The 23403-nt window shown below is 69.4% G+C and carries 24 protein-coding genes and 1 riboswitch; of the genes, 16 read left to right on the forward strand and 8 right to left on the reverse strand.

Annotated features, from left to right (window positions below):
* The first annotated feature begins 176 nt into the window (after nt 1–176).
* From ftsH to FHR33_RS27975, 7 genes are all read left to right on the forward strand, one after another.
* Nucleotides 177–2174, forward strand: coding sequence for an ATP-dependent zinc metalloprotease FtsH (ftsH, locus tag FHR33_RS27945; RefSeq protein ID WP_183653695.1), 1998 nt, complete (start codon nt 177–179; stop codon nt 2172–2174).
* Nucleotides 2171–2749, forward strand: a complete 579-nt coding sequence (gene folE / locus FHR33_RS27950) for a GTP cyclohydrolase I FolE (protein WP_183653697.1) — start codon at nt 2171–2173, stop codon at nt 2747–2749. Before ftsH ends, folE begins: the two co-directional genes overlap by 4 nt.
* A 153-nt stretch (nt 2750–2902) precedes the next feature.
* Entirely contained in the window at nt 2903–3745 is an 843-nt protein-coding gene (gene folP, locus FHR33_RS27955) for a dihydropteroate synthase (protein ID WP_246452130.1), read from the forward strand.
* Nucleotides 3742–4188 carry a nuclear transport factor 2 family protein gene (locus FHR33_RS27960; RefSeq protein WP_183653700.1) on the forward strand — a complete coding sequence of 149 codons (447 nt, stop codon included), beginning with the start codon at nt 3742–3744 and terminating at the stop codon, nt 4186–4188. The genes folP and FHR33_RS27960 overlap by 4 nt, the downstream gene beginning before the upstream one ends.
* A complete protein-coding gene (gene folB / locus FHR33_RS27965; RefSeq protein ID WP_246452132.1) occupies nt 4178–4543 on the forward strand; it encodes a dihydroneopterin aldolase in 366 nt (121 codons plus the stop codon). Before FHR33_RS27960 ends, folB begins: the two co-directional genes overlap by 11 nt.
* Nucleotides 4540–5043: a 2-amino-4-hydroxy-6-hydroxymethyldihydropteridine diphosphokinase gene (folK, locus tag FHR33_RS27970; protein WP_183653705.1), complete on the forward strand. Its 504-nt coding sequence runs from the start codon at nt 4540–4542 to the stop codon at nt 5041–5043. The genes folB and folK overlap by 4 nt, the downstream gene beginning before the upstream one ends.
* Nucleotides 5040–5501, forward strand: coding sequence for a DUF3180 domain-containing protein (locus FHR33_RS27975; protein WP_183653707.1), 462 nt, complete (start codon nt 5040–5042; stop codon nt 5499–5501). Before folK ends, FHR33_RS27975 begins: the two co-directional genes overlap by 4 nt.
* A gap of 3 nt (nt 5502–5504) precedes the next feature.
* Here the strand turns inward: FHR33_RS27975 and FHR33_RS27980 are convergent, their stop codons facing one another.
* Entirely contained in the window at nt 5505–6587 is a 1083-nt protein-coding gene (locus FHR33_RS27980) for an acyltransferase family protein (protein ID WP_221241280.1), read from the reverse strand.
* The gene (locus FHR33_RS27985) at nt 6584–7729 is read right to left on the reverse strand and encodes an NADH-quinone oxidoreductase subunit D (protein ID WP_183653709.1); all 1146 of its coding nucleotides are present in this window, start codon (nt 7727–7729) and stop codon (nt 6584–6586) included. Before FHR33_RS27985 ends, FHR33_RS27980 begins: the two co-directional genes overlap by 4 nt.
* 93 nt (nt 7730–7822) lie before the next feature.
* Between FHR33_RS27985 and FHR33_RS27990 the strand changes: the two genes are divergently transcribed.
* On the forward strand, nt 7823–8323 hold the full coding sequence (locus FHR33_RS27990; protein ID WP_183653712.1) for a DoxX family protein: 501 nt from the start codon (nt 7823–7825) through the stop codon (nt 8321–8323).
* Here the strand turns inward: FHR33_RS27990 and FHR33_RS27995 are convergent.
* Nucleotides 8320–9570, reverse strand: coding sequence for an aminotransferase class V-fold PLP-dependent enzyme (locus tag FHR33_RS27995; protein WP_376773241.1), 1251 nt, complete (start codon nt 9568–9570; stop codon nt 8320–8322). The genes FHR33_RS27990 and FHR33_RS27995 overlap by 4 nt on opposite strands.
* 47 nt (nt 9571–9617) lie before the next feature.
* Nucleotides 9618–9733: riboswitch (SAM riboswitch) on the reverse strand.
* Between the two features lie 84 nt (nt 9734–9817).
* Here FHR33_RS27995 and FHR33_RS28000 point away from each other — a divergent pair.
* Complete coding sequence (locus tag FHR33_RS28000; protein ID WP_183653714.1) at nt 9818–10549, forward strand: TerC family protein; 732 nt, start codon at nt 9818–9820, stop codon at nt 10547–10549.
* Nucleotides 10549–11739: a cytochrome P450 gene (locus FHR33_RS28005; RefSeq protein WP_183653719.1), complete on the forward strand. Its 1191-nt coding sequence runs from the start codon at nt 10549–10551 to the stop codon at nt 11737–11739. The genes FHR33_RS28000 and FHR33_RS28005 overlap by 1 nt, the downstream gene beginning before the upstream one ends.
* A gap of 70 nt (nt 11740–11809) precedes the next feature.
* Here FHR33_RS28005 and FHR33_RS28010 read toward each other — a convergent pair whose 3' ends face one another.
* The 3 genes from FHR33_RS28010 to FHR33_RS28020 are packed head-to-tail and all read right to left on the reverse strand — an operon-like array spanning nt 11810 to nt 14432.
* Nucleotides 11810–12982 (reverse strand): cation:proton antiporter, encoded by a 1173-nt coding sequence (locus FHR33_RS28010; protein ID WP_183653722.1) that lies wholly within the window; start codon nt 12980–12982, stop codon nt 11810–11812.
* Nucleotides 12983–13465, reverse strand: a complete 483-nt coding sequence (locus FHR33_RS52815; RefSeq protein WP_183653725.1) for a cation:proton antiporter regulatory subunit — start codon at nt 13463–13465, stop codon at nt 12983–12985.
* A gap of 4 nt (nt 13466–13469) precedes the next feature.
* Complete coding sequence (locus tag FHR33_RS28020) at nt 13470–14432, reverse strand: SAM-dependent methyltransferase (RefSeq protein ID WP_183653729.1); 963 nt, start codon at nt 14430–14432, stop codon at nt 13470–13472.
* Nucleotides 14433–14625: 193 nt separating this feature from the next.
* Here FHR33_RS28020 and FHR33_RS28025 point away from each other — a divergent pair, with 193 nt between their 5' ends.
* The 5 genes from FHR33_RS28025 (at nt 14626) to FHR33_RS28045 (ending at nt 20194) form a co-directional block, all read left to right on the forward strand.
* Entirely contained in the window at nt 14626–14856 is a 231-nt protein-coding gene (locus FHR33_RS28025; RefSeq protein ID WP_183653732.1) for a chaplin, read from the forward strand.
* 271 nt (nt 14857–15127) lie between these two features.
* Entirely contained in the window at nt 15128–16018 is an 891-nt protein-coding gene (locus tag FHR33_RS28030) for a Rossmann-like and DUF2520 domain-containing protein (protein ID WP_183660340.1), read from the forward strand.
* A 48-nt stretch (nt 16019–16066) separates the two neighbouring features.
* Nucleotides 16067–16888 (forward strand): pantoate--beta-alanine ligase, encoded by an 822-nt coding sequence (panC, locus tag FHR33_RS28035; RefSeq protein ID WP_183653735.1) that lies wholly within the window; start codon nt 16067–16069, stop codon nt 16886–16888.
* A gap of 73 nt (nt 16889–16961) precedes the next feature.
* A complete protein-coding gene (locus FHR33_RS28040; protein WP_183653738.1) occupies nt 16962–19412 on the forward strand; it encodes an L-aspartate oxidase in 2451 nt (816 codons plus the stop codon).
* Entirely contained in the window at nt 19412–20194 is a 783-nt protein-coding gene (locus tag FHR33_RS28045; RefSeq protein WP_183653741.1) for a type III pantothenate kinase, read from the forward strand. Before FHR33_RS28040 ends, FHR33_RS28045 begins: the two co-directional genes overlap by 1 nt.
* A gap of 40 nt (nt 20195–20234) precedes the next feature.
* Here FHR33_RS28045 and FHR33_RS28050 read toward each other — a convergent pair whose 3' ends face one another.
* On the reverse strand, nt 20235–20729 hold the full coding sequence (locus tag FHR33_RS28050; RefSeq protein WP_183653744.1) for a hypothetical protein: 495 nt from the start codon (nt 20727–20729) through the stop codon (nt 20235–20237).
* Between the two features lie 144 nt (nt 20730–20873).
* Here FHR33_RS28050 and lysX point away from each other — a divergent pair, with 144 nt between their 5' ends.
* Nucleotides 20874–22358: a bifunctional lysylphosphatidylglycerol synthetase/lysine--tRNA ligase LysX gene (lysX, locus tag FHR33_RS28055; protein WP_376773242.1), complete on the forward strand. Its 1485-nt coding sequence runs from the start codon at nt 20874–20876 to the stop codon at nt 22356–22358.
* A 98-nt stretch (nt 22359–22456) separates the two neighbouring features.
* Here lysX and FHR33_RS28060 read toward each other — a convergent pair whose 3' ends face one another.
* On the reverse strand, nt 22457–23386 hold the full coding sequence (locus tag FHR33_RS28060) for an NADP-dependent oxidoreductase (protein WP_246452134.1): 930 nt from the start codon (nt 23384–23386) through the stop codon (nt 22457–22459).
* Nucleotides 23387–23403 lie beyond the last annotated feature (17 nt).

The following is a 23403-nucleotide window of genomic DNA, read 5'->3' on the forward strand; positions in this document are numbered from 1 at the left end:
GGAGGAGCGGGCAGTGACCCTGCGCCTCCCCCGGTGTACCTTCTGACACGCAGGGGGTGACCCAGTGTCGCCCTCGGGTAGTCAGAAGGAGCGGTGACGGATGCCGCAGCCCCGGGTCATACCGGGGTTCCAGGCCTTGGTCAGGAAGGGACGGGCCCGCAGGGGTTCCGCATCGGATGGATCTCAAGCGATTTACACGTGGGCCACTGCTGTGGATCCTGGGCATCGTCGTGCTGCTCCTGCTTGTCACCACAATGTGGAGCGGCGAGGGCAACTTCAAGACCGCCGACACGTCCATGGTGCTCAAGCAGATCCGCGACGGCAACGTATCCAACGCCAAGCTCGTGGACAAGGACCAGCAGCGCATCGAGCTCACGCTCAACAGCCCGGTCAGGATTGGCGAGACCTCCACCGACCGCATCCAGTCGAACTGGGTGACCGGTCAGGGTGTGCAGCTCGTCGACGAGCTGCAGAAGCAGGACGCCGCAGGAAAGCTCAAGGGTGGCTTCACCGTCGAGGTGCCGCAGGAGAACTTCCTGCTCGGCCTGCTCGTCAGCTTCCTGCCGATCGTCATCATCGTGCTGATCTTCCTGTTCATCATGAACCAGATGCAGGGCGGCGGCAGCCGGGTGATGCAGTTCGGCAAGTCCAAGGCCAAGCTGATCAGCAAGGACACCCCCAAGACCACCTTCGCCGACGTCGCAGGCGCGGACGAGGCCATCGAGGAGCTCCAGGAGATCAAGGAGTTCCTGCAGGCCCCGGCCAAGTTCCAGGCGATCGGCGCCAAGATCCCCAAGGGCGTGCTGCTCTACGGCCCGCCCGGCACCGGCAAGACCCTGCTCGCCCGCGCGGTCGCGGGTGAGGCGGGCGTGCCGTTCTACTCCATCTCGGGCTCCGACTTCGTCGAGATGTTCGTGGGTGTCGGCGCCAGCCGCGTGCGCGACCTGTTCGAGCAGGCCAAGGCGAACGCCCCGGCGATCATCTTCATCGACGAGATCGACGCCGTCGGGCGCCACCGTGGCGCGGGCCTCGGCGGCGGTCACGACGAGCGCGAGCAGACGCTGAACCAGCTGCTCGTCGAGATGGACGGCTTCGACGTCAAGGGCGGCGTGATCCTCATCGCCGCGACGAACAGGCCCGACATCCTCGACCCCGCGCTGCTGCGTCCCGGCCGGTTCGACCGTCAGGTCACCGTCGACAGGCCCGACCTCGAGGGCCGCAAGGGCATCCTCAAGGTCCACGGCCGCGGCAAGCCGTTCTCGCCGGACGTCGAGCTCGACGTCATCGCGCGCCGTACGCCGGGCTTCACCGGCGCCGACCTGGCCAACGTGATCAACGAGGCCGCGCTGCTCACCGCACGCGCCGACCAGAAGCTGATCACGATGGAGATCCTCGAGGAGTCGATCGACCGCGTCATGGCGGGCCCGGAGCGCAAGACCCGGGTCATGTCCGACAAGGAGAAGAAGATGATCGCCTACCACGAGGGCGGTCACGCGCTCGTGGCGCACGCGTTGCCGAACAGCGACCCCGTGCACAAGATCACGATCCTCTCCCGTGGGCGCGCGCTCGGCTACACCATGACCCTGCCGATGGAGGACAAGTTCCTCGCCACGCGGTCGGAGATGATGGACCAGCTCGCGATGTTGCTCGGCGGCCGCGCGGCGGAGGAGCTCGTCTTCCACGAGCCCACCACCGGCGCCTCCAACGACATCGAGAAGGCCACCGCCGTCGCCCGCCGCATGGTCACCGAGTACGGCATGAGCGAGCAGCTCGGCGCCCGCAAGTTCGGCACCGGCAACGCCGAGGTCTTCCTCGGCCGCGAGATGGGCCACGAGCGCGACTACTCCGAGAAGATCGCCTCCACGATCGACGAGGAAGTCCGCCGGATGATCGAGACGGCGCACGACCAGGCATGGGACATCCTGGTCGAGTACCGCGACGTCCTCGACAACCTGGTGCTCGAGCTCATGGAGAAGGAGACCCTCTCCCGCCAGCAGGTGGTGGAGATCTTCTCCTCTGTGGTCGTCAGGGAGCACCGTCCCTCCTACGCGGGCTACGGCAAGCGGCTCCCCTCGGACCGCCCGCCGGTTCTCACCCCGAAGGAGCAGTCCGGCAACGGTGCTCTGATCCCGGGGCACGCCGACAACGCACTTCCCTCCGGCGAGGGTGCGTGAAACCGCGCGACGTCGACCACGCTCGGATCGAGAAGGCCGTCAGGGAGATCCTCTACGCGATCGGCGAGGATCCTGACCGTGACGGCCTGATCGACACTCCTGGCCGGGTGGCCAGGGCGTACGCCGAGCAGTTCTCGGGGCTCAACCAGAGCCCCGAGGACGTGCTGAACAAGGTGTTCGACGTCGACCACGACGAGATGATCCTCGTGCGGGACATCGAGGTCTACTCGACGTGCGAGCACCACCTGGTCCCCTTCTTCGGGATGGCGCACGTCGGCTACATCCCGAACGACAAGGGCCAGGTCACGGGCCTGTCCAAGCTGGCGCGCCTGGTGGACGTCTTCGCCAGGCGCCCGCAGGTGCAGGAGCGGATGACCTCGCAGATCGCCGACGCGCTGATGCGCATCCTGGAGCCGCGCGGGGCCATCGTGGTCCTGGAGTGCGAGCACCTGTGCATGACCATGCGCGGGGTGCGCAAGCCGGGGGCGAAGACGCTCACCTCCGCGGTCCGCGGTGACTTCCGCAGCAGCGACAAGACCAGGGCCGAGGCGATGGCCCTCATCATCGGCCGCTGATCGGTCCGTTCCTCTGTACGGAACACAGGCCCCACGCCACTCACGGCGTGGGGCCTGTGTTCGTCCGGGGGCCGCTGTGCCGTACAGGATCGTTATCCACTACCCGACACCCCCTGGGGAGGCGACGCGAGTGATGCACCTAGGCTTGGGGATATGAAGATGGGGCTGCCACGTGAGGAGCGCTGCCTCGTCATGGGCGTGGTCAACGTGACCCCCGACTCCTTCTCCGACGGCGGCCTGTGGTTCGACGAGAGCGCCGCCGTCCGTCACGGCCTCGAGCTGGTCCAGGAGGGCGCCGACCTGGTCGACGTCGGCGGCGAGTCCACCAGGCCTGGCGCCGCGAGGGTGCCGCTGGAGGAGGAGCTGGCCAGGGTCGTGCCGGTGATCCGCGCCCTGAGCGGCGAGGGTGTACGGGTGAGCGTCGACACGATGCGGGCCGAGGTCGCGAAGGCCGCGGTCGAGGCGGGCGCCGAGCTGGTCAACGACGTGAGCGGCGGTCTGGCCGACCCCGAGATGCCGAGGGTGGTCGCCGACACGGGCGTGCCGTACGTCGTCATGCACTGGCGCGGTCACAGCCACGACATGGACAGCAGGGCGGTCTACTCCGACGTCGTCACCGAGGTGCGTGAGGAGCTGGCCAAGCGGGTCGACCTGGTGCTGGCGGAGGGCGTCTCCGAGAGCCAGATCGTCCTCGACCCCGGCCTGGGTTTCGCCAAGAACGCCGAGCACAACTGGGCGCTGCTCAACGGCATCGAGGAGTTGAACGAGCTGGGTTATCCGCTGCTGATCGGGGCTTCGCGCAAGAGGTTCCTCGGTCGCCTGCTGGCCGATTCCGACGGGACTCCCCGCCCGTTCAGCCGCAGCGACCACGCCACCACCGCGGTCACCGCGCTGGCCGCCCACGCGGGCGCGTGGTGCGTGCGGGTGCACAAGGTGGGCCCCAACGCCGATGCCGTCCGCGTGGCGGCCGCCTGGAAGCGAGGAGGCGGCCGATGAGCGTCGACACCGCTGCGATCGAGACGATCAACCAGTCCTTCTACACCGCCATAGAGGACGCCGATCTCGACAAGATGACCGAGATCTGGGCCGAGGACACCACCGACGGCCAGGTGAGCTGCGTGCACCCCGGCTGGACGATGCTGGCGGGCAGGGGCGAGGTGCTGCGCTCATGGGCGCTCATCATGGCCAACACGACTTACATCCAGTTCGTGCTCACCGACGTGCGCACCACCGTGCTCGGCGATCTCGCCGTGCTCACCTGCGTGGAGAACATCCTCACCGCGGGTGAGGAGGGCGAGGCCAGCTTCGCCGCGGGCAAGGTGGTGGCCAGCAATGTCTACGTCAGGTCGGCTCAGGGCTGGCGGCTGTGGATGCACCACGGCTCACCCGTGCTCCAGAGCGACGATGACGAGGAGGAGGAAGGCGATCTTGACGGCTGATCGGATCACCCTCAAGGGGTTGCGCTTCAGGGGCCGTCACGGCGTCCTGCCCGCCGAACGTGAGCTGGGCCAGGAGTTCGTGATCGACGTCACCCTGTTCCTCGACACCAGGCCCGCCGCCGGCAGCGACGAGGTCACCCAGACGGTGCACTACGGCGAGCTGGCTCTCGACCTGGCCAAGGTCGTCGAGGGCGAGCCCGTCAACCTGATCGAGACGCTCGCCGAGCGCCTGGCGGAGGTCTGCCTGGCCAGTGAGCTGGTCCAGACGGCGGAGGTCACCGTGCACAAACCGGCGGCGCCGATCCCGCTCGCCTTCGACGACGTGGCCGTCACCATCCTGCGGAGCCGGTCATGAGAGTCGTCCTCGCTCTCGGCAGCAACCTCGAGCCGCGCTTCGAGACGCTCCAGGGCGCCCTCGACTCCCTCTTCGACGCGCCGGGGCTGCGGTTCGTCGCCGTGTCTCCGGTCTACGAGACCGACCCGGTGGGCGGCCCCGACGGGCAGAAGCCGTATCTCAACGCCGTGGTCGTCGCCGAGTCCAAGCTCAGCCCCGAGACCCTGCTCGACCGCGCGCAGAGCGTCGAGAACGCCTTCGGCAGGGTCAGGGCCGAACGCTGGGGGCCGCGCACCCTCGACGTCGATGTGATCGTCGCCGGAGACATCATCTCCGACGACCCCGCGCTGACGCTGCCGCATCCTCGCGCCCATGAGCGGGCCTTCGTGCTGGTCCCGTGGTCCAAGGCCGACCCTGACGCGGTGCTGCCCGGCCGCGGTCCCGTCGCCGACCTGCTGGCCGGGCTCGACAGAAGCGGCGTACGGCTGCGCGAAGACCTCAAGCTGCAGGGGCCGGATTGAAGCCCACCCGCCCGGCCGTCCTGGCCGGCATTCTCGTTGTCGTCGCCCTGCTGGCCTGGCTGATCGTCAGGCAGATCTACTCCGAGCTCCCCCGGTTGCCGTGGACGGCGATCCCCACGGTGCTGCTGCTGGCGATCGGTGAGGGCTACAGCGGCTGGATGACGCGTGCGCGCATCGCCCGCAAGCCCGACACCAAGCCCGTCGAGCCGCTCGCCGTCGCCCGCCTGGCGGCGCTGGCGAAGGCCTCGGCCTACGTGGGCGCGGTCTTCGCCGGCCTGTTCGCGGGGTTCACGCTGACCACGGTGCAACTGCTGACCAGCGAGTCGCCCGGCCAGGAGTTCTTCGTGGCGACGGGCTCGTTCCTGGCGTTCGTGGTGCTGATCTGCGCGGCCCTCTACCTCGAGAACTCCTGCAGGGTGCCCAAGAAGCCCGACGACGAACGTCAGGACTTCAGATAGCGCCTAGGTGGGCGCCGGTGTGCGGTCCACCCGTTTTCTGCGGGAGAAGAGGTAGATGACCGGAAGGGTGCACAGCAGCGGACCCAGGATGGCGAAGGGGCGTTCCAGCCACCACATCAGGTTGGGTCGGGGATCGGCTGAGGGGAAGCCGAACAGACCCCACCACAGGCCCAGGGCGATCGCCATCCCCGTGGTGTGGAAGAGGAACAGCGGCAGCGCGAAACGGTTGATGGTCTCGTTGACGCGCTTCCAGCGGGGCCCTTCGAGCACCCGCTCCATGGTCGGCCGCAGCACCTCGACCAGGCCGATCTGGAAGATGAGCAGGCAGACGATGACGAAGGTGGGCGGCGCCATGTTCGACAGCTTGTCGCCCGGCACGCCGACCATCGAGCCCGGGTACAGGCCCGAGTAGACCAGCCCGAACAGGCCGAACAGCCCCGTCCAGAGGATGGCCACGTCGTAGCGGCGGGGCAGGACGACCACGCGCTCGTAGAAGAAGCCCGCCTGGTGGGCCAGGCCCCAGACGAGGATCATGTTGAGCCAGCCGACCCAGTCGACGCCGTAGCGCAGCCTGATCACGTCGACGACCAGCGCGGCGCCGCCCAGCCAGATGAGCGCGAGCACGTCGTAGCGGCGGTGCAGCCACAGCGCCACAGGCAGGAGCGCGATCAGCACCAGGTAGACGATGAGGAACCACAGGGGACTGAGCACGAGCAGCACCACGCGCCACACCCAGGGGATGTCGAACAGCATGGTCACGACGGCGCCGATGCCGATCCAGATGCCTGTCAGCGTCAGGCCGGGGATGGCCAGCGCCTTGATGCGCCGCCACACGAAGGCCCCGATGCCGGTGCCGCGTTCGCACGCCCTGTTCCACGACAGCAGGTGGACGTAGCCGCCGACATAGAAGAACAGAGGCAGCACCTGGAAGAGCCAGGTGAGGATCCACAGCCCTGAGGTGAAGCCCAGCGGGCTGGTGGGGGAGGGCCCTTCGGGCGACCACCGGAGGATGGTGAACGCCCAGTGCCACACCACGACGGTGATCAGGCTGAGCGCGCGCAGCCAGTCGACGTATTTGTCTCTCACTTGTCGATGTCACCCACCACGAAGAACATCGAGCCGAGGATCGCGACCATGTCGGCGACCAGATGGCCAGGCAGCATCTCGCGCAGCACCTGCACGTTGCTGTAGGAGGCCGAGCGCAGCTTCATCCGCCACGGCGTCTTGTCGCCCCTGGAGACAAGGTAGTAGCCGTTGATGCCCAGCGGGTTCTCCGTCCAGGCGTAGGTGTGGCCCTCCGGAACCTTGAGCACCTTGGGCAGGCGCTGGTTGATCGGGCCAGGGGGCAGCGAGCGCAGCCGCTCGACGCAGGCGTCGGCCAGGTCGAGGGAGACCTTGAGCTGTTCGAGCAGCACCTCGAAGCGGGCGTGGCAGTCGCCGGCGGTCCTGGTGACGACCTTGACGGGCAGTTCCTCGTAGGCCAGGTACGGCTGGTCGCGCCGCAGGTCGAGGTCGACCCCCGACGCCCTGGCGATCGGGCCGCTCACACCGTACTGCATGATCGTTTCGCGGTCGAGGACGCCGACGCCGCGGGTGCGGGCCAGGAAGATCTCGTTGCCGAGAATGAGGTTCTCGATGTCGGGCACCTTGGCCCTGGTGGCGGAGACGGTGGCGCTGACGCGGTCGAGCCAGCCCGCGGGCAGCTCCTCCTTGAGCCCGCCGACGCGGTTGAACATGTAGTGCATCCGTCCGCCGGAGATTTCCTCCATGACGGCCTGGATGCGCTCGCGCTCGTTGAAGGCGTAGAAGATCGGGGTGATCGCGCCCAGCTCGAGCGGGTAGGAGCCGAGGAACATCAGGTGCGACAGGGCCCTGTTGAGCTCGGCGAGCAGCGTACGCGTCCACACCGCCCTGGCGGGCACCTCCATGCCGAGCATCCGCTCGGCGGCGATCACCACGCCGAGCTCGTTGGCGAAGCCCGACAGCCAGTCGTGCCTGTTGGCCAGCATGATGATCTGCCGGTAGTCGCGGACCTCGAACAGCTTCTCCGCGCCCCTGTGCATGTAGCCGATGATCGGCTCGGCGGTGGCGATGCGCTCGCCGTCGAGCGTCAGGCGAAGTCGCAGGACGCCGTGCGTCGAGGGGTGCTGCGGCCCGATGTTGAGGATCATGTCCTCCGTGGCCAGCTCCTTGGCGCCTGCCCCGATTCCGACCACGCGTTCTTCCATAACCGCCATGCTGCCACTGGCGGTGAGGGTGATCCAGTCAAGGAATGGTCTGTTTGCGCATTTCCGCTGGTGAGCCAGGGGAGATAGAAGGGCATGAAAAGAGTCTTGTTCGATCTGGCGGCGTTGGTGACTCGGGTGGCGATCGGTCTCGTCTTCGTCTCGCACGGCTGGCAGAAGTGGCAGACCGGCATCGACTCCGTCACGCAGATGTTCACCAAGATGGGGGTGCCGCAACCGGGGCTGGCCGCGGGTTTCACGATGACGGCCGAGCTGGTGGGCGGCGCCCTGCTGATCATCGGCCTGTTCGTGCCGGTCGCGGCGCTGGCGCTGGTGGCGGCGATGGCGGGGGCGTTCCTGTTCGTTCACGCGCCCAAGGGGGTCTTCGTCGGCGACGGAGGCTGGGAGCTGGTCGGCGCCCTCGGCGCCGCGTGCCTGGTGCTCGCCGCGGTGGGCGGAGGGCGCTTCGGCATCGACGGCATCCGCAAGGCCGTCCTCGCCAGACGGGCCCAGCGCAGGGCCGAGGCCAACGCCGCGGCCCGTGCGCCCATCGACGTGGACGGCGTGTCGCACCACCGCGAGCTGTCGAGCCCCTAGCGCCGCGCGGCCAGGTCGCGTAGCGCGCCGATGAGGCGGTCGATGTGCTCCTCGTTGCTGCCGATGCCGATGGAGGCCCTGACGGCCGAGGTCGTGCCGTCCTCGCAGCCACCGTCGTGCTCGGTGGCCCCGAGCAGGTGGCGGACGAACGGGTGCGCGCAGAACTTGCCGTCGCGCACGCCGATGCCGTACTCGCCGGAGAGCGCCTCGGCGACCTCGCGCGCGGTGTAGCCGTCGACGACGAACGACACGATGCCGACCCTGGGGTGGTCGGGGCCCCACAGCGACAGCTCGTGTACGCCCTCGATCGCGGCCAGGCCCTCGCGCAGCCTGGAGACGAGCCGCTCCTCCTCGCGGACCAGAGCGGTCCAGCCGGTGGCGGTGAGCGCGTCGCACGCGGCGGCCAGCGCGATGGCGCCGAGCACGTTCGGGGTTCCCGCCTCATGCCTGGGCTCGGCGTCCTCGTGCCACTCGACGGCGTCGGCGACCGCCTTCACCGCGCCCCCGCCCTTGAGGTACGGCTCGCCCTCGGACAGCCAGTCCCGCCGTCCGACCAGCACGCCCGCGCCGAAGGGAGCGTAGAGCTTGTGACCGGAGAAGGCCACGTAGTCGAGGTCCAGCGCGGTCAGGTTGAGTCTGCGGTGCGGGACCAGCTGGGCCGCGTCGACCAGGATGCGGGCGCCGTGCCTGTGCGCGATGTGCGCGAGCGCGGCGATCGGCCACAGCTCGCCCGTCACGTTGGAGGCGGCGGTGACCACGAGCAGCTTGGGACCCTCGATCGCGGCGAGGGCCTCGTCGGCCTGCCGTACGGCCTCGCCGGGGAAGGCGGGCGGCGCCAGCCGTACGGCCTTCGGCCAGGGAAGGAGGGAGGCGTGGTGCTCGGTGTCGAAGACCACGGTGGTCGTGCCCTCGGGCAGGCACCTGGCCAGCAGGTTCGTGGCGTCGGTCGTGTTGCGGGTGAAGATGACCGCGTCGTCGGTGCGGGCGCCGACGAAGGCGCGCACGGTGTGGCGCGCCTGCTCGTAGCGGGCGGTGGTGAGCTGGGAGGCGTAGCCGGCGCCGCGGTGCACGCTGGAGTAGGCCGGGAGCGCGGCGGCGACCGCCGCGCTGACCGGCTCGAGACACGGGGCGCTGGCGGCGTAGTCGAGATTGGCGTAGGAGACCAGACGGCCGCCCTTGACGGGAACCTCGAGGTCCTCGCCGAGCACCTTGACCTGAACGGGGTGGGAGATCGTCGCTACGGACACGGCACAGCCCTCCTGGGGTCATCGGACCCCCGGCTGTGGCACCTCGGAGCCCGCGCTTGCCCGCCACACCTCGTGACGGACCAGGTCTTCACCCGGGGCACCCCGCCGCGGACGCGAGGGTTGCCGGCCAGCAAGCCGGGGCTAAGCGCTGGCACTCATGACCTACGCCGGAACTATAACCCAAGACGCGAACTTCTTGCACAGGTGACTCGTTGGGGTTGGGGACGACTAACCAAGGAGGTATGTGATGTGGGACTGGGTGGCAGACCCTCAGATCTGGATCGGGTTCTTCACCCTGGTCGCCCTCGAGATCGTGCTGGGCATTGACAACATCATCTTCATCTCGATCCTGGCGGGCAAGCTCCCGCCCGAACAGCGTGACAGGGCCAGGGTGCTCGGTCTGGGCGCCGCCCTCGTCACCAGGCTCCTGCTCCTGCTCGCCCTGGCATGGGTGGTCCGGCTGACCGAACCGCTCTTCGAGGTCCTCGGTCAGGAGATCTCAGGCCGAGATCTGATCCTCATCCTCGGCGGCCTGTTCCTGCTGGCCAAGAGCGTGCTGGAGATCGGCGAGAGCATGGAGCTGAAGGGCCAGGACGGCAAGGAGCGCAAGGTCACCTCCTTCACCTCGGTGATCCTGCAGATCATGGTGCTCGACATCGTGTTCTCGCTCGACTCGGTCATCACCGCGGTCGGCATGGTCGACGAGCTCGGCGTCATGGTCGCCGCGGTCATCGTCGCCGTGCTGGTCATGCTGTTCGCGTCGGGGCCGATCAGCAGGTTCGTCGACAAGCACCCGAGCATCAAGATGCTCGCGCTGTCGTTCCTGGTGCTGATCGGGGTGGTGCTCCTGGCCGAGGGCTTCGACCAGCACATCCCGAAGGGCTACATCTACTTCGCGATGGCCTTCTCGGTGGTCGTGGAGCTGCTCAACATCAGGATGCGGAGCAGGCACGCGAAGGCGGAATCTAGTATGAACTAGTGCGCTTTGATCCTTGGAATCCGGATTTCGTGGCCTCGCCGTACGCGGTTTATGACGAGCTGCGGCGCGAGGCGCCGGTCAGCTTCTTCGAGCCCACGGGTCAGTGGCTGATCGCCAGGCACGCCGACGTCAACGCGCTGCTGCGCGACCGCAGGCTCGGCAGGTCCTACCTGCACCTGGCCACGCACGAGGAGTCCGGGCGCGAGCCCGAGCCGGACTTCCAGGAGCCCCTCTGGCGGGTGATCAGGGCGGGCATGCTCGACGTCGAGCCGCCCGTCCACACCCGCCTGCGCCGCCTGGTCTCCAAGGCGTTCACCCCCCGCATGGTCGAGTCGATGCGCCCGAGGGTCCGCGCGATCGTCGAGGGACTGGTCGACGACTTCGTCGAGAAGGGCGGCGGCGACCTCATCGCGGAGGTGGCCGAGCCGCTGCCCGTCACCGTCATCGCCGAGATGCTCGGCGTGCCCGACGCCGACAGGCACCTGCTGCGCCCGTGGTCGGCCGACATCTGCGGCATGTACGAGCTGAACCCCTCGCAGGAGGCCCAGCACACCGCCGTCAGGGCCGCGTCGGAGTTCTCCGACTACCTCAAGGGCCTGGCCCGCGCCCGCAGGGCCGCTCCGGGCGAGGACCTCATCAGCGCGCTCGCCCAGATCGAGGAGCTGACCGAGGACGAGCTCGTCGGCACCTGCGTGCTGCTGCTCAACGCCGGTCACGAGGCGACCGTGAACGTCACGGGCAACGGCTGGTGGTCGCTGTTCCGCAACCCCTCCGAGCTCGTACGGCTGCGCGAGGACCTCTCGCTGCTGCCCACGGCCGTCGAGGAGCTGATGCGATACGACACCCCGCTGCAGATGTTCGAGCGCTGGGTGCTCGAGGACATCGAGGTCGGCGGGGTGTCCATCCCGAAGGGCGTGGAGATCGCCCTGCTGTTCGGCTCGGCCAACCGCGACCCCGAGGTCTTCGACCGCCCCGACGCGCTCGACGTCGGCAGGGCGGACAACCCGCACATCTCCTTCGGCGCGGGCATCCACTTCTGCCTGGGCGCGCCGCTGGCCAGGATCGAGCTGGTGGAGTCGTTCGGCGCCCTCCTGAAGAGGGCGCCGGACATCGCCCTCGTCGAGGAGCCCGAGTGGAACCCCGGCTACATCATTCGAGGGCTTCGTTCGCTCGACGTCTCCTGCGGGTGAGTGGGCGCCGCCCCATCCTGAGTCGCCTCGGCTTCACGGCGCTGACCACGATCACGCCGCAAGGGTCGTCTCACGCGGGTGGCGAAGGAGGCCGCGTGAGTCGCGTGAGTATCGGCTCGACCAGCTTGGCGGCGAGAGGGCCGAAGGCCGCGAGGATCAGCACGTAGGTGGCGGCGAGAGGGCCGAGATCGGGGTGCGCCCCCGCCGCCACGGCCAGGCCGGCGATGACGATGTTGAACTCGCCGCGTGGAACCAGCGCGATGCCGGCGCGCATGCGGCCAGCCCTGGCGATGCCGGCCCTGCGTGCCGCGTAGGAGCCCGTCAGGAGCTTGGTGACGATGCTGACCAGCGCGAGCAGGAGCGCGAGCAGCGCCACGGGCGGGATCTTCCCTGGATCGGTCTGCAGGCCGAAGAAGACGAAGAAGACCGCGGCGAACAGGTCGCGCAGCGGCATCAGCAGCGCCCGCGCCTCGTGTGCCAGCTCCCCCGACAGCGCGATGCCGACCAGGAAGGCGCCCACCGCCGCCGAGACCTGCAGCTCCTGGGCGATGCCCGCCACCAGCAGCGCCAGGCCGAGCACCTTCAGCAGCAGCACCTCGTTGTTCGGGCTGGAGACGAACGCCTCGATGAACCTGCCGAAGCGCAGCGCGATCACCAGGACGATGGTCACCGTGCCGAGGGCGATGCCCAGCGAGATCGCGCCCGTCACCAGCGAGACGCCCGCCAGCATGGCGGTCAGCAGCGGCAGGTAGACGGCCATCGCGAGGTCCTCGAAGACGAGGAGCGACAGCACCACGGGTGTCTCGCGGTTACCGATCCACCCGAGATCGGACAGCACCTTCGCGGTGATGCCCGAGGAGGTGGCGTAGGTGACGCCCGCCATGGCGACGGCCGCGACCGGGCCCCAGCCGAGCAGCAGCGCGGCTATGGCGCCCGGCGCCGCGTTGAGGACGATGTCGACCAGGCCGGCCCTGGCGTTGCTGCGCAGGCTGGAGACCAGCTCGCCGGCGTTGTACTCGAGCCCGAGCGTGAGAAGCAGGAGCACGACGCCGATCTCGGCGCCGACGGCGATGAAGTCCTCGCTGGTGGCGAGGGGAAGGATGCCGCCCTGCCCGAAGGCGAGGCCGGCCAGGAGGTAGAGGGGGATGGCGGAGATTCCCGCTCGCAGCGCCAGCGCGCCGAGCACGCCGAGAGCGAGGATGATGCCGCCGAGTTCGAGGAAGACAATCGCGGTGTCGTGCACTTACCCGTCCGTGAGAATGTCGGCGACCGCTCGGGTCGTCTCGTCGTCGCCGACGACGACCACGACGTCTCCCGCGCTGAACCTGAAGTCGGGGGTCGGGCTCGCGTTGACCTGCGGACCACGCACGACGGCCACCACGGAGGCGCCGGTGCGGGTGCGGATGCGCGCGTCACCCAGTGTCCTGCCGTCGTACGGCGAGCCGGGCAGGACGGGGAGCTGGATGCTCACCAGCCCCTCGATCTCGCTGTGGAGGGCGTTGAGCCGCTGGACGATGCGCGGCGCGCCGAGCAGTTCGACCAGCGCGTCGGCCTCTTCGTCGTTGAGCTGTATGGCTTCACACGCCCTGTCGGGATCCGACCGGTCGTAGATGATCAGGTCCCGCCGTCCCGAGCGGTGCGAGACGACGGCGACGCGGCGACCCGAGTGGGTCGTGAACTCGTGTTTGAGTCCGATGCCTGGAAGCGAGGTCTGTTCGATCTCCACACGGTTAACGTATCTGGCTAAGCCATCCGAATGCGCCCAGGCCCTCGCCGTCGATGAGCTCGGCCTCCTGCGAGGCGCGCGCCAGAGCTCTCAGGTAGGCGGGCGGATCGGTGCGCGCCAGGTCGAGCGAGGGCCTGGTTCCCGTGATGCCGAGAGAGCGCAGCACGTCGCGCTGTGTGGACAACGTTGTGGATATCGCACCGGCTTGCTCGCCTGCCTCCGCACACGCGTCAAGTGCGACATGCGCGGTGATGTCGCAGGTCCCGTCGGGTATAGGCGCAACGACCGAACCGTCCCTGTATCCGGTGAGCGTCCCTTGGGCGGGCCGGTTATCCACAGGGTGTGCATAATCAATGGCTATCGCCTGGCCTCTGGCGAGCCGCTCGACCACGCTCGCCCACGCCATGCAGCGCGACCTGCCCAGCTCGGCCCGCTGGCCCACTCTGCGCAGCGGCCACCACCGCTCCATCCAGAGCAGATCCTCCTGCTCCGGGGCGGGGCCCAGCCGCTCGTCGCCGGTCTCGGTGTCGACCAGCACCAGGCGCGGCCCTTCAGAGGTCTGCTCGGCCACGTCGAACGGTATGTTGTCCAGCCACTCGTTGGCGATCACCAGGCCGGTGATCGCCTCGGGTGCGGCAGGGCTCCAGGCGACGCGCTCGGGCAGCCCGGCGGGGCGTGAGGACAGGTCGACGGCGGTGACCCGCAGCCGGTCGCGCAGGCCGGGTCCGGCGAGATCGAGCACGAGGGCCGAGAGCGCTCCGTCGCCCGCGCCGATGTCGACGAAGTCGAGCGGTTCGGGCCTGCCGAGCTTCTCGTCGAGGGCGAGCAGGACCTTCGTGACCGCCTCGGCGAAGACCGGGGAGGCCACCACCGAGGTGCGGAAGTGCCCTGAAGGGCGTTCGCGCAGGTAGAACCCGTTGTCCCCGTAAAGCGCCCGCTCCATCGCCGCCCGCCAGGTGAGCCACATGACACGGACTATCTCATGAGGCTCCGTTGGCACGCCAAGTGACGGGATGACTACGTACTGTCTACGTTTTGCGCTACCGTTACGGACCGTCACCGGGTGATCGCCCCGGCCCTACCCCCAGTGGGCGCGGTCCGGTCCCCGGCGCAAGCACCCCGGACAGCGGCCTTCGGCCGCGCAACGAGAGGAGACCCTCATGCTCAAGAAGTCTGTCGTCGTCGCCGGCGTCATGGCCATGATGGCGCTCGGCGCCCCCGCCGCCCACGCGGACAACGTCACCAGTGGCAGGAACGGTGTGCTCTCCGGCAACCAGATCTTCGCGCCGATCTCGATTCCCGTGAACGTGTGCGGCAACGCCATCGCGGTGATCGGCGCGGCCGTGGCCGGCTGCAAGGGCGGCGCCTCGGTGGACGTCCACCAGCACTGACGCGCTTGATGCGCGCCCGCTGGCGACGGAGCCTGCGGGCGCGCACCGGACACACCGTGGCCGGCCCGTCGGCGGTGGGTCGGCCTCCTCATTACAGGGCGGGCGTCGGGTCACAAAGGCTCGGCGCCCGCTTCTGGCAGGGGTGCACCTTTTATGTCCCCTTGTCCGCCTTTGTGGCATCTCAACATGCGGCAAAAGAGCCATGACCCAGGCCGTGAACCAGCGGCAGTTACCCTGTTCAACAGTGTCGTTGACAGGGGGGCAGTACGTCATGGACGCAGGAGATCGCCCGGGTCGGCTGGCCGTCGGCGTGCTGGGCGCGGGCAAGGTCGGCTCGGTCCTCGGCGCCGCGCTCGCTCAGGCCGGCCACAGGGTCGTGGCCGCGAGCGGCGTCTCCGACACCTCCCAGCGCTGGGCCGCGGAGCGCCTCGGCGTGCGGACGCGCAACCCCGAGGAGGTCGTCGGCGTCGCCGAGCTGATCCTGCTCACCGTCTCCGACGACGCGCTGCCCGGACTGGTCGCCGGTCTCGCCTCCACGGGGGCCGACCTGCGCGGCAAGCTGCTCGTCCACACCAGCGGCGCGTACGGCCTGGGCGTCCTCGACCCCGCCGCCCAGAAGGGCGCCCTCCCGCTCGCCCTCCACCCGGTCATGACGTTCACCGGCAGGGACGACGACCTCAACAGGATCACCGGCATCTCCTTCGGCGTCACCTCGCCCGAGCCGCTGCGGCCCATCGCCGAGGCGCTCGTCATCGAGATGGGCGGCGAGCCCGTCTGGATCGCCGACGCCGACCGCGCCCTCTACCACGCGGCCCTGGCGGGGGCGGCCAACCACATGGTGACCCTGATCGCCGAGTCCTCGGAGCTGCTGGAGCGCATCGGCGTCGAGCATCCGGGCAGGATGCTGGGCCCGCTCCTGGGGGCCGCGCTCGACAACGTGCTCAGGCTGGGCATCTCGGGGCTCACCGGCCCTGTCGTCCGCGGCGACGCGACCACCGTGCGCAGGCACGTCGACGCGCTGATCCTGGCGGCGCCCGAGGCGGCCGACGCATACGTGGCACTCGCTAGGCTCACGGCGGACCGGGCGCTCGCCGCCGGGTTGCTCAAGCCTGAGGCGGCCGAGCGACTGCTCGACGCGCTCGGGGGGAACATTTGGACCTGATCGGGCCGGGACGTTCCGCCTGGACCTGATCAGTCTAGGAGGTCACCGATGGAACTGATCGTCGCGCACGACCGCGCAGGACTGGACAAGGCGCGCTCCTCGGGAAGCGTCGCTCTCGTCCCGACCATGGGCGCCCTGCACGAGGGACACCGCTCGCTCATCCGCATGGCGCGCGCCATGGGCGAACAGGTGGTCGTCAGCATCTTCGTCAACCCGCTGCAGTTCGGCCCCGACGAGGACTACGCCCGCTACCCCCGCACGCTCGCCGCCGACCTCGAGATCTGCGCGGAGGAGGGGGTGGACGTCGTCTTCGCCCCTTCGCCCGACGACATGTATCGGCCAGACCGCCAGGTGAGCGTCTCCGCGGGCGAGATGGGCACGATCGTCGAGGGCGCCGTCCGCCCCGGGCACTTCGACGGCATGCTGACCGTCGTGCTCAAGCTGTTCAACCTCGTCAGGCCGGACATCGCGGTGTTCGGCCAGAAGGACGCCCAGCAGCTGGCGCTGATCAGGCGGATGGTCGTCGACCTCGACCTGCCCATCGAGATCGTGGGCGCCCCCACCGTGCGCGAAGGCGACGGCCTGGCGCTGTCCAGCCGCAACAGGTACCTCACGTCCGACGACCGCCATGCCGCGCTCGCCCTGTCGCGGGCCCTGCGCGCGGGAGCGGCCGAGAGGGAGCCCGCCGCGGTCAGGGCGGCCGCGCGCGAGGTGCTGGCCGCGTCCGCTCTCGAGGTGGACTACCTCGTGCTGGTCGATCCGGCCACGTTCGCCGAGGTCCCCGACTCCTACAGGGGTGAGGCGGTCCTCGCGGTGGCGGCCAAGGTCGGGTCCACCCGGCTGATCGACAATCTCCCGCTGACGTTCTAGGGCGGGGGCGGGAAGAGGGCACTGCGTCGGGGGCGTTATCGTCATGTTGACGAAAGCCTGTGAGGAGGCCCCCATGACTGCACCGGCGATCCCCATGAAACTCGCCCCCGCCCCCGGATGGACGGTCGAGGCCGATGTGGTCGTCGTCGGCTCAGGAGTGGCGGGCCTGACCGTCGCCCTGCGCTACGCCGAGCTCGAACCCGAGGCCAAGGTCCTGGTCGTGACCAAGGACGTGCTGTCGTCGGGCTCGACCAGGTGGGCGCAGGGCGGCATCGCGGCCGTCCTCGACCCCGCCGACTCACCCGCCGACCACCTCGAGGACACGCTGGTCGCGGGGGTGGGGCTGTGCGACGTGCGGGCCGTACGGACTCTGGTGACCGAGGGACCTGGCGCGCTCAGGAACCTGATCGCGAGGGGCGCGAGGTTCGACACCGACGAGCGGGGCGAGCTCCAGCTCACCCGCGAGGGCGGCCACCACCGCGACCGCATCGTGCACGCGGGCGGCGACGCGACCGGCGCGGAGGTGCAGCGGGCGCTCATCGAGGCCGTGCTCGCGCACCGCACGATCGAGGTGGTCGAGCACGCGCTCGTGCTCGACCTGCTGAAGGACGCCCAGGGCAGGGCCCGAGGGGTGACGCTCCACGTGATGGGCGAGGGCGCGCGCGACGGCGTGGGCGCTGTGCGAGCCAGGGCGGTGGTGCTGGCCACGGGCGGCATGGGCCAGGTCTACGCCTCCACCACCAACCCCGTCGTCTCCACCGGCGACGGCGTGGCCCTGGCGCTGCGGGCGGGCGCGGTGGTGCGCGACCTGGAGTTCGTGCAGTTCCACCCGACCGTGCTCTGGCTGGGGGAGGAGTCGAAGGGGCAGCAGCCGCTGATCTCCGAGGCCGTGCGCGGCGAGGGCGCCTACCTCGTCGACGCCGAGGGCAACAGGTTCACCGACGAGCTGGCCCCTCGCGACGTGGTCGCCAAGGCGATCATGCGCCAGCCGGGCCAGGTCTACCTCGACGGCCGCCACTTCGGGCTCGACAAGTGGAAGTCACGCTTCCCGACCATCTACGCGATCTGCCAGGAGCACGGCATCGACCCCGCCTTCGACCTGGTGCCCGTCATGCCCGCCGCCCACTACGCCAGCGGCGGCGTCCGTACCGACCTGCGCGGACGCACCTCCATCGAGGGCCTGTACGCCTGCGGAGAGGTCGCCTGCACCGGCGTTCACGGCGCGAACAGGCTGGCCTCCAACTCGCTGCTCGAAGGGCTGGTCTTCGCCGAGCGCATCGCCGCCGACCTGCACGAGGCGCGGCACGCGCCGGGCGAGCCCGTCACGGACGACCTGGCTCCCAGCCTGATCGACCCGAGGGCGAGGAGCAGGATCCAGGCGCACATGAGCAGGGGCGCGGGCGTCCTGCGCAGCCGGAAGACGGTGGCGGAGACCGGTGCGGCGCTCAGGGACGCGAGGTGGACACCTGTCGCGGTCCAGCCCTGCGTGGAGTCGTGGGAGACCACGAACCTGCTCACCGTGGCCACCGTGCTGGTCGCCGCCGCCCACGCGCGGCTGGAGACCAGAGGGTCGCACTGGCGGGAGGACTTCCCCGATCGCGACGACGAGAACTGGCTCGGTCACCTCGACATCACGCTCACCAGGGAGGGGCTGCACATGACCTACACGCCGCACGACGAGATCGAGGGCCTCGACCCCGACGTGGTCGAGGAGGTCGTCACGCGCGCGCTCGCCGAGGACCTGCAGGAGGCGGGCGACGTCACCTCGCTCGCCACCATCCCCGAGGGCCAGCAGGCGGTCGCCGACGTGGTCGCCAGGACCGACGGCGTGGTCGCGGGACTGGCCGCCGCCGAGGCCGTCTTCCGCAGGCTCGGCGTGACCAAGATCGACAAGCGGGCCAAGGACGGCGAGCGGGTCAAGGCCGGCGACGTGCTCATGACGGTCTCAGGATCCACCAGGAGCCTGCTCACCGCCGAACGCACCGCCCTGAACCTGCTCACCCACCTGTCGGGCATCGCGACGCTGACCGCCAGGTGGGTCGAGGCGGTCGAGGGGACGGGGACCAGGGTGCGCGACAGCCGTAAGACGCTCCCTGGGCTGCGGGCGCTGGAGAAGTACGCGGTCAGGGCGGGGGGCGGGGTCAACCACCGCATGTCGCTGTCGGACGCCGCGCTCATCAAGGACAACCACGTCGTAGCCGCTGGAGGGGTCGCCGAGGCTTTCCGTAAAGTAAGAGACATGTATCCGGGGCTGCCCATCGAGGTGGAGGTGGACAGGATCGACCAGATCGAGCCCGTCCTGGCCGAGGGGGCGGAGGAGATCCTGCTCGACAACTTCACCGTCGAGGAGCTGGCTGAGGCCGTCCGGCTGGTGGGCGGAAGGGCGCGACTCGAATCCAGCGGGGGACTGACCTTGGAATCGGCCCGTGATGTAGCCGACACTGGCGTGGACTACGTTGCTGTGGGAGCGCTGACGCACTCTGCTCCCGCGCTGGACATCGCATTGGACCTCCGGGGGATTTGATGCTGCTCGCGATCGACGTCGGCAACACGCACACGGTGCTCGGCCTGTTCGAGGGCGAGGAGGTCATCGAACACTGGCGCATCGCCACCGATGCCCGCCGTACCGCTGACGAGATCGCGGTCGTCCTGCAGGGGCTGCTGGCCCAGTCGCCCCTGCTGAAGGGCGCGGACGTGAGCGGCATCGCGCTCTGCTCGACCGTGCCCTCGGTGCTCAACGAGATGCGCGAGATGTGCCGCCGCTACTACGGCGACGTCACCGCGGTCATCGTCGAGCCGGGCATCCGCACCGGCGTGCCGGTCAGGATGGACAACCCCAAGGAGGTCGGCAGCGACCGCATCGTCAACTCGCTGGCCGCCATCGACCAGTACGGCGGGCCCTGCATCATCGTCGACTTCGGCACCGCCACCTCCTTCGACGCCGTGTCGGCCAAGGGCGAGTACGTCGGAGCGGTCACCGCGCCCGGCATCGAGATCTCCGTCGACGCCCTCGCCGCGGCGGGCGCGCAACTGCACAAGGTCGAGCTGATCAGGCCCCGCTCGGTCATCGCCAAGAACACCGTCGAGGCGCTGCAGTCCGGCATCATCTACGGCTTCGCCGGCCAGGTCGACGGCATCGTCGAGCGGATGGCGGCCGAGCTGGCGGAAGACCCCGACGACGTCACCGTGGTGGCGACCGGCGGCCACGCCGCGCTCGTGGTGGGCGAGTCGCGCTCGATCGACGTGCACGAGCCGTGGCTGACCCTGATCGGGCTCAGGCTGATCTACAACCGCAACGCGACATGACGAAGGGCCCCTCTTCCGAGGGGCCCTTCCTTTCGGCCGATCACACCTCTTCGGCGTCGTAGACGTCCCACCACTGCCCGCACTTGCTGACCTTGTGCGTGTGGGGGTTGTACTGGCAGACCTTGGCACGCACGGCGTAGACGTCGTCCTCGTGGAACTGGAACGTCTTGTAGCCGGGGTAGCCGCAGTAGTAGCGGGCGTAGACGTGGTGCCAGTTGTACTCGTCGTCGGCGGCCTGGAACTTCACGTACGCGCACTTGCCACCCTGCTTGTAGGTGCGGTTGTCGAGGTCGTAGAGACGGCCCTTGACGTGGACGGAGTTGCCGTCCTCGTAGTCGCCCTCGACGCCGATCCAGCCGACGGCCTTGGCCAGGCCATGCTTGGCGTAGTAGGGGCCCCAGTAGTCGTCCCAGTCGGAGGCGGTGGTGCTGGACGAGGAGCTCGTCGAGGCGGCGGCGCTGGTGGCGGGGAGCGACAGGGCCAGTGTGCCGGTGGCGGCCACTGCGAGGAAGCCTGTCGCGAGCTTCTTCATCATGATCTCTCCTTGAGCCCCCACGGTTCCGGCTCCTTGCCGGATCCCCCCTGGGCTCTGGAGCCATTGGAACGGTCCGTCCTTGCACGGCCCCTGCAGAGGGCCGACGAGCTCTTGCAGTTCGCCAAATCGGTACCCTTGGGGGTTGTGACCGACGAACTTCCCGAGCAGATGCGCATCCGGAGGGAGAAGCTCGACCGCCTTCGCGACGAGGGCGTCGATCCTTACCCGGTGTCCTTTCCCCGTACGGCGACCAATGCCGAGATCAGGGAGAAATACCAGGGCCTCGAACCGGACACCGCGACGGGCGACAGGGTCGGCGTCGCGGGGCGCGTCATGCTCAACCGCATCGGCGGGAAGCTCTGCTTCGCCACTCTGCGTGACGGCAGCGGCGACCTGCAGGTGATGATCTCCCTCGACCGGGTGGGCGAGGAGTCGCTCGCCGCCTGGAAGCGCGACGTCGACCTCGGCGACCACGTCGGCATCGAGGGCGAGGTCATCACCTCCCGCCGCGGCGAGCTGTCGATCCTCGCCGACAGCTGGCAGATCACCTCCAAGTGCCTGCGCCCGCTGCCGGAGAAGCACGTCGGCCTCACCGACCCCGAGGCCCGGGTACGGCAGCGCTACGTCGACCTCATCGTCAACGACGAGGCGCGCAGGATGGCCCACGTCCGCAGCGCCACGGTCCGCGCGGTGCGCGACTTCTGGCACGAGGAGGGCTATCTCGAGGTCGAGACGCCGATGCTGCAGCCGATCCACGGCGGCGCCGCCGCGCGTCCCTTCAAGACGCACATCAACGCCTACGACATGGAGCTCTACCTTCGCATCGCGATCGAGCTCTACCTGAAGCGGCTCGTGGTCGGCGGCATCGAGAAGGTCTTCGAGATCAACCGCAACTTCCGCAACGAGGGCGCCGACTCCACGCACAACCCCGAGTTCACGATGCTCGAGGCGTACGGCACCTACCTCGACTACAACGACATGGCCGACCTCACGCAGCGGATGTACCAGAAGGCGGTCGTCGCCGCTCTGGGCACCACCGTCGTCGTGCACGACGGGGTCGAGGTCGACCTGGGGCTCGAGCGGTGGCCCAGGATCACGCTGTACGGCTCGGTCTCCTCGGCCCTCGGCGAGGAGATCACCACCGACACCCCGCTCGACCAGGTGCGCAAACACGCCGACAAGCGGCAGATCCACTGGGACCCGAAGTGGGGCCAGGGCAAGCTCGTCCAGGAGCTGTTCGAGGAGCTCGTCGAGCACACGCTCGTTCAGCCGACGTTCGTCATGGACTATCCGCTGGAGACCTCCCCGCTCACCCGCCAGCACCGCGACAACCCGCTGCTCACGGAGAAGTGGGACCTGATCGGGTTCGGCACCGAGCTGGGCACGGCCTACTCCGAGCTGGTCGACCCGATCGAACAGCGCCGCCGTCTCACCGAGCAGTCGATCCTCGCCGCGGGGGGCGACCCCGAGGCGATGCAGCTCGACGAGGACTTCCTGCAGGCGCTCGAGTACGCGATGCCGCCGACGGGCGGGATGGGCGCGGGCATCGACCGGATGATCATGGCCTTCACCGGCAAGAACATCAGGGAAACCATCCTCTTCCCCCTGGTGAAGCCCTCCTCCCACTAGAGCGTGGCCGGGTGGGCGCGAGCTCACCCAGGAGGTCCGGGGCTCGGGCCGTGGATGATCTCATCGTCGGGCAGGCCGTCGGGCAGGCCGTCCGGGGGTCAGGGCAGGAGGACCAGGCGGCCGCGGACGCCGCCGGCGGACAGGCGGGCGTGGGCGCCGGCGGCCTGCTCCAGCGGGTAGGTGCCGGCGACCCTCGTGGTGAGGCGGCCGAGCTCCGCCAGCCGTACGATCTCGGCCAGCTGCCGCGGCTCCTCCCTGAAGAACACCGTCGCCACGTCCGTCCCGCGCAGCGGGACGGGGGCGACGCCCGCCGACAGCGCGATGAAGGCGCCGCCGTCGCGCAGGGCGTCCAGCCCTGCCAGCCCGGTGATCGCGGCGTCGATCACCGCGTCCACGCCGCCCGGCACCTGCCTTCTGACCGCCTCGGCGAGGTTCTCCTCGCGCGAGACGAACCATTCGGCTCCGAAGCCGCGCACCAGCGCCTCGTCCTGCCGCCCGGCGGCGGCGACGACGCGCAGGCCCCTGGCCGCGGCGAGCTCCACCGCGTACCCTCCGACCGCCCCCGCGGCACCGGTGACCAGCACGGTGTCGCCCTGGCGGAGGTTCGCCCTGTCGAGGGACTGCCAGGCCGTCAGCGCGTTGAGCGGCAGCGTGGCGGCCTCGGCCGCCGAGACGCCACGTGGCGCGAGCGCCGCCGCCCGGGCGTCGACCACCACGTACTCCGCCTGTGCCTTGGTAGGAGCCTCCAGTCTGCTCGCCAGCGCGATGACCTCCTGCCCAAGGGCGAAGGCGGCGCCCTCGCCCACCTGATCGATCACTCCTGCCGCGTCGAAGCCGAGCCCGTAGGCGTCGAGCTTCCTGGCGACGCCGTAGCCGGCGAGCGCTCCCGCCGCCACCGCCAGGTCGAAGGGGTTCACCCCCGCGGCGGCGACCTTGATCCGTATCTGGCCGCGGCCCGCCTGGGGGAGCGGGGCCTCGATGAGCCGAGGCGAGCCGGAGCCGCCGATGAGTGCACGCATGGTCGTCATGTCACCGAATCTAGGGA

The sequence above is a fragment of the Nonomuraea dietziae genome, from assembly GCF_014195505.1.
Taxonomy (GTDB): Bacteria; Actinomycetota; Actinomycetes; order Streptosporangiales; family Streptosporangiaceae; genus Nonomuraea; species Nonomuraea roseola.

What these genes read in the sequence shown, in the direction of transcription:
- FHR33_RS28030 (WP_183660340.1), top strand. Translation starts at nt 15,128, where the DNA reads ATGGACGCAGGAGATCGCCCGGGTCGGCTGGCCGTCGGCGTGCTGGGC.
- FHR33_RS27985 (WP_183653709.1), bottom strand. Translation starts at nt 7,729, where the DNA reads ATGGAAGAACGCGTGGTCGGAATCGGGGCAGGCGCCAAGGAGCTGGCC.
- FHR33_RS28045 (WP_183653741.1), top strand. Translation starts at nt 19,412, where the DNA reads ATGCTGCTCGCGATCGACGTCGGCAACACGCACACGGTGCTCGGCCTG.
- ftsH (WP_183653695.1), top strand. Translation starts at nt 177, where the DNA reads ATGGATCTCAAGCGATTTACACGTGGGCCACTGCTGTGGATCCTGGGC.
- FHR33_RS27960 (WP_183653700.1), top strand. Translation starts at nt 3,742, where the DNA reads ATGAGCGTCGACACCGCTGCGATCGAGACGATCAACCAGTCCTTCTAC.
- FHR33_RS28000 (WP_183653714.1), top strand. Translation starts at nt 9,818, where the DNA reads ATGTGGGACTGGGTGGCAGACCCTCAGATCTGGATCGGGTTCTTCACC.
- panC (WP_183653735.1), top strand. Translation starts at nt 16,067, where the DNA reads ATGGAACTGATCGTCGCGCACGACCGCGCAGGACTGGACAAGGCGCGC.
- folP (WP_246452130.1), top strand. Translation starts at nt 2,903, where the DNA reads ATGAAGATGGGGCTGCCACGTGAGGAGCGCTGCCTCGTCATGGGCGTG.
- FHR33_RS28050 (WP_183653744.1), bottom strand. Translation starts at nt 20,729, where the DNA reads ATGATGAAGAAGCTCGCGACAGGCTTCCTCGCAGTGGCCGCCACCGGC.
- FHR33_RS28040 (WP_183653738.1), top strand. Translation starts at nt 16,962, where the DNA reads ATGACTGCACCGGCGATCCCCATGAAACTCGCCCCCGCCCCCGGATGG.
- FHR33_RS28020 (WP_183653729.1), bottom strand. Translation starts at nt 14,432, where the DNA reads ATGTGGCTCACCTGGCGGGCGGCGATGGAGCGGGCGCTTTACGGGGAC.
- FHR33_RS28025 (WP_183653732.1), top strand. Translation starts at nt 14,626, where the DNA reads ATGCTCAAGAAGTCTGTCGTCGTCGCCGGCGTCATGGCCATGATGGCG.
- FHR33_RS27990 (WP_183653712.1), top strand. Translation starts at nt 7,823, where the DNA reads ATGAAAAGAGTCTTGTTCGATCTGGCGGCGTTGGTGACTCGGGTGGCG.
- FHR33_RS28060 (WP_246452134.1), bottom strand. Translation starts at nt 23,386, where the DNA reads ATGACGACCATGCGTGCACTCATCGGCGGCTCCGGCTCGCCTCGGCTC.
- folK (WP_183653705.1), top strand. Translation starts at nt 4,540, where the DNA reads ATGAGAGTCGTCCTCGCTCTCGGCAGCAACCTCGAGCCGCGCTTCGAG.